Annotated in this window: 5 protein-coding genes and 1 pseudogene; 5 read left to right on the top strand and 1 reads right to left on the bottom strand. The window is 43.1% G+C overall.

The window, feature by feature from the left end; genetic code table 11:
• Positions 1–714 (bottom strand): class II fructose-bisphosphatase (glpX, locus tag ACEW80_RS21500; protein WP_373528543.1); only part of this gene is annotated, 714 nt, incomplete at its 3' end.
• 363 nt (positions 715–1,077) lie between these two features.
• On the opposite strand from glpX, the gene grxC reads away from it, so the two are divergent.
• From grxC to ACEW80_RS21525, 5 genes and pseudogenes are all read left to right on the top strand, one after another.
• On the top strand, positions 1,078–1,392 hold the full coding sequence (grxC, locus tag ACEW80_RS21505; RefSeq protein ID WP_373528544.1) for a glutaredoxin 3: 315 nt from the start codon (positions 1,078–1,080) through the stop codon (positions 1,390–1,392).
• 323 nt (positions 1,393–1,715) lie between these two features.
• The gene (gene tadA, locus ACEW80_RS21510) at positions 1,716–2,201 is read left to right on the top strand and encodes a tRNA adenosine(34) deaminase TadA (protein ID WP_373528545.1); all 486 of its coding nucleotides are present in this window, start codon (positions 1,716–1,718) and stop codon (positions 2,199–2,201) included.
• Between the two features lie 112 nt (positions 2,202–2,313).
• Entirely contained in the window at positions 2,314–3,048 is a 735-nt protein-coding gene (locus ACEW80_RS21515; protein WP_373528546.1) for a lysophospholipid acyltransferase family protein, read from the top strand.
• Positions 3,049–3,246: 198 nt separating this feature from the next.
• Positions 3,247–3,855 (top strand): hypothetical protein, encoded by a 609-nt coding sequence (locus ACEW80_RS21520; protein ID WP_373528547.1) that lies wholly within the window; start codon positions 3,247–3,249, stop codon positions 3,853–3,855.
• Between the two features lie 224 nt (positions 3,856–4,079).
• Positions 4,080–4,154: pseudogene (locus ACEW80_RS21525) on the top strand (BolA family transcriptional regulator); the annotation flags it as partial.

The raw sequence follows: 4,154 nt of genomic DNA on the forward strand, positions 1-4,154 counted from the left end.
TCCACCCATAGCACGCATTGCGGCTGCGGAAATTACACCTTCAGGAGCAGCACCGATACCCATCAGCGCGTGGATATCAGTTCCAGCAAAACCACAGGATATGGCTGCACCCACATCACCATCTGAAATTAGGGCGACTCTCGCTCCAGCCTCACGGATTTCTTTAATTAAATCATTGTGACGTTCACGCTTCATGACCACGATCACAAGTTCTTCAATAGAGCGCTCTAGACACTCAGCGAGAATTTTGAGGTTTTCTGTTGCTGACTTGTTGATGTCTACCTTGCCCTTAGCTGCGGGAGGTGCTGCTAACTTCTTCATGTAAAAGTCAGGAGCAGCAAATAATCCACCCTTTTCCGAAATTGCCAAGACAGCCATCGAACCAGGCTGCCCATAAGCTACCAAGTTCGTACCTTCACAGGGGTCAACGGCGATATCAATTTCAATTAGTTCATCAGGGTTACAGACACTTTCGGCATTTGGTTGGGTACAGATACCAACTTCTTCACCGATATAAAGCATCGGCGCGTCGTCGCGTTCGCCTTCACCGATAACGATGCGACCCCGCATATGGATTTTATTCATCCGTTCGCGCATAGCTTCCACTGCTACCTGGTCAGCAATGTTTTTTTCGCCTTTGCCCATCCACTTTGCGGATGCGATTGCGGCTTGCTCAACTACCTCAATAATTTCTAACCCAAGTGTATTTTCCACAGAGTTTGCCCTCTCAACTGCTTGAATTTCCGTCGTTTTATCTAGCTATTTCAGTCTTCAAGTCTACCAAAGGGCGGATACACGTGGAAGAAAGTTAAGTTTTACTGCTAACTCGTTAGGAAAGTGCCAGTTATAACCTCTTTTTTTCGGTCATCCTACTCCAGCATAGATAGGACTTACGCAAAATTACCAAAAGAAGCCTTGAAAACCATAAACGCTATTTTGGCTTCTCTGTCAATGCCTAAGTCCTATATTTTACTTATGGTAACTATTCAGAGAGCTTCCAAAAGCGAATTCTACCGCCACCACTACCAGCAATGATCTAGGCTATAGACATGGTTAAAACCTTGCTTAAGATAAATTATGCTGGACTTTCTTAATCCTCTCTTAAATCGCCATCCAGAGCGAGTCAAAGCCAACGTCGAACTTTACACATGGCAAACTTGTCCTTACTGCATTCGTGCCAAGATGCTGCTGTGGTGGAAAGGTGTAAATTTTACTGAATATAAAATCGACGGTGATGAATCAGCTAGAGCTAAAATGGCAGAACGCGCTAACGGCGGCCGTAGTGTACCGCAAATTTTTATCAATAACCAGCATATTGGCGGCTGTGATGACCTTTATCACCTAGACAGCCAAACTCAACTCGATTCCCTTTTAGCTCAAGCTGCTATTTAGCATTTGCGTAAGCCCCCACTTTTTCTTTATTGTAGGATGGGCGTTTTGGCCAATGCAAAGGCGGATAAAATGCCCACTCTACAAAATCAGGACTTACGCACTGTACAAATTAATCATGGTATATTTTTACCAAAATAGGTTGTTTCAGGCTTTGATGCTAAATAAGTCCGCGATGTAGGGGCAATACCCTGCGGGAAGCTAAAGCTACATCAATTGCCCCTATGACAGATGTGGTTTTTTCCATCACATATATTTGGTATTTTCTGTGAATGCGTAAGTCCTGAAAATGTGTTGAATTTTGAAATTTTTATATTAATCAGAATATGTTAACTAAATACACAGAATATCTTATACATCAACAATGGATGAGTTATGCACTAGAATTAGCAAAAGTAGCAGGTGATGCAGGTGAAGTCCCTGTAGGTGCTGTTATCATTGATTCAACTGGCAAATTGTTGGCACAAGGAGAAAACAGAAAAGAGCGCGACAAAGATCCTACCGCTCATGCGGAAATTCTCGCTCTCAAGATAGCTGCAACAACTTTACAAAATTGGCATCTTAATGAATGCACCCTCTACGTAACTCTCGAACCTTGCCCGATGTGTGCAGGTGCTGTTGTCCAAGCGCGTCTAAGATTACTTGTATATGGAGTAGACGATACCAAAACTGGCGCAATTCGTACAGTTATTAATATACCCGATAGCGCTGCTTCTAATCACCGCTTACAGGTAATCGGAGGCATTCTAGAGTCAGCTTGTCGTCAGCAATTACAGGCTTGGTTTGCCACTAAGCGGCGTATAGGAAACTAACGGACAGAGGTAAAACTGTCCATCTAGTACGGCACAAGTCAAGCAAGAGAATCTACGGTGTAACTAATTAGACTTTTCGTTAAATTTTACCCGTCAATCAGCTGCATCCTTCATGATGAAATTTTATTCTTCATCCGATACCTGCCAACATACAGCAGTAGACCCTCAAGTAGCTGGCACTACCTCAAGGGTTTCTCCTTGGTTAAGTCCTCTGGCACATTTATTAGGGCGTCACTGCCTATTACCATTATTCTTTGGGCAAATTAGAATAACCGGACAAAAAAATATCCCGACAACTGGGCCTGTGATCCTTGCGCCTACCCATCGGGCGCGTTGGGATGCATTGATCGTACCCTACGCTACTGCTGATTGTATGACAGAACAAGACCTGCGGTTCATGGTGACAATTGATGAATGCCAAGGCTTACAAGGCTGGTTTGTGCGACGTTTGGGGGGGTTCCCTGTAAATTCTAAGCATCCCTCAATCCAGACGCTGCGACATGGAGTTGAGCTACTTCAGCAGAAAAAAGCTTTGGTAATCTTTCCAGAAGGTAACATTTATCGTGATGGGGAAGTTCACCAGTTGAAGCCTGGAATTGCTCGTCTTGCTTTGAGTGCTGAATCTAGTCATTCCGGGCTGGGAGTGAAAATTATACCCATAGGTATTAATTACAGCCAACCTTATCCAAATTGGGGTACAGATGTGAGTATTCACATTGGCTCCGCAATCAGAGTAACAGATTACACGAGTGGCTGTGTAAAACAAGATGCTAAAAGCATCACAGCTGATTTAGCAAAGGCACTGCAACAATTAAGCCATCAAGAAACAAAAATTACTAATTCTTAATCTCGTTCTTAGTTATAGCTCATCAAGACGATTCAAGTTAGTTACTATACAAGGGTAATGGGAACTCTATTAAATCGAATTTCAGTCTAAATTCAGAGATACTTAGGATGTAGATTTGCTTTGTCGAAGACCAAAACAGAGTTAAGATACCCGAAGTTTCCATAACTTTTTTATATAGTTGTCGCACTAATTGATCCCATGAACACTGTTGCCGCTGTTACCTTGATGCACCGTACTCTTTTATCAGTCATAGCAGTCCTCAGCCTGCTATCACCTGTGAATGCTCAGGTATCACAGTCACCAGGTACTACCAGCCAACCACTACCTATTGACCCCAATGATCCCAATAACCTTCGCCCCATAACCCAAAGTAACAGCCTTTTGAGCATTGTAGGGGGCGATCGCCTCATGAAAGATGCAGAACAAGCCGTTTCTGCTCAAAACTACCCCTTAGCTGCCAAGAAACTGCAAGAAGCACGTCAGATTTATAATCAGCTATCTAATTTTTATCAAGAGTTAAATACTAGCTTTTCGGGAATTGACAATAGAGTTTCTGATTCTCAGCGGCAAAAAGCTCTATTAACAGCCCAAAAGCGAGATGAAGCAACCTTTCAGCTAGCATTGGTACATCGAGCCCAAAATCAGCCAGAATTAGCTGTACCGTTGTTGATTCAAATAATTAAGAGTCAAAACCCAACGCGCGATTTAGGCAAAAAAGCCTATAAACAGTTGTTTGAATTGGGTTTTGTGGATTCTCCCTATCCCAAAGAAGGTGGTAGTTCATCTTCCTCATCCCAAAAAAAATAAATTAAATTTTTTTGTCTGTTTTTCCCATCTCCCCATCTCCCTGAGCAGTACCTTGGAACGCTCCAGTGCTAAGATAGGATTATCTGCCCTAGCTTTGACCCAGCGTTCTCAAAAATCCACCTCAGAGACGCATTTATCCCCAGCCTTGCCAAAACCTGAAGTTGGCACAGGCATTTGCTCTATATCTGTTAATAATAGAAAAGTAAGTTTTTTCAGGAATAGCGATGATTAGTCCGCAGCAGGTTGAGGCAATGATCAAGGCGGAACTGCCAGACGCCCAGGTTCAGGTGCAAGACTTG

This window comes from Nostoc sp. (assembly GCF_041747015.1).
GTDB lineage: Bacteria > Cyanobacteriota > Cyanobacteriia > Cyanobacteriales > Nostocaceae > Nostoc.

Coding starts and splice junctions, on each gene's coding strand:
- grxC (WP_373528544.1), top strand. CDS start 1,078: ATGCTGGACTTTCTTAATCCTCTCTTAAATCGCCATCCAGAGCGAGTC.
- tadA (WP_373528545.1), top strand. CDS start 1,716: ATGTTAACTAAATACACAGAATATCTTATACATCAACAATGGATGAGT.
- ACEW80_RS21515 (WP_373528546.1), top strand. CDS start 2,314: ATGATGAAATTTTATTCTTCATCCGATACCTGCCAACATACAGCAGTA.
- ACEW80_RS21520 (WP_373528547.1), top strand. CDS start 3,247: ATGAACACTGTTGCCGCTGTTACCTTGATGCACCGTACTCTTTTATCA.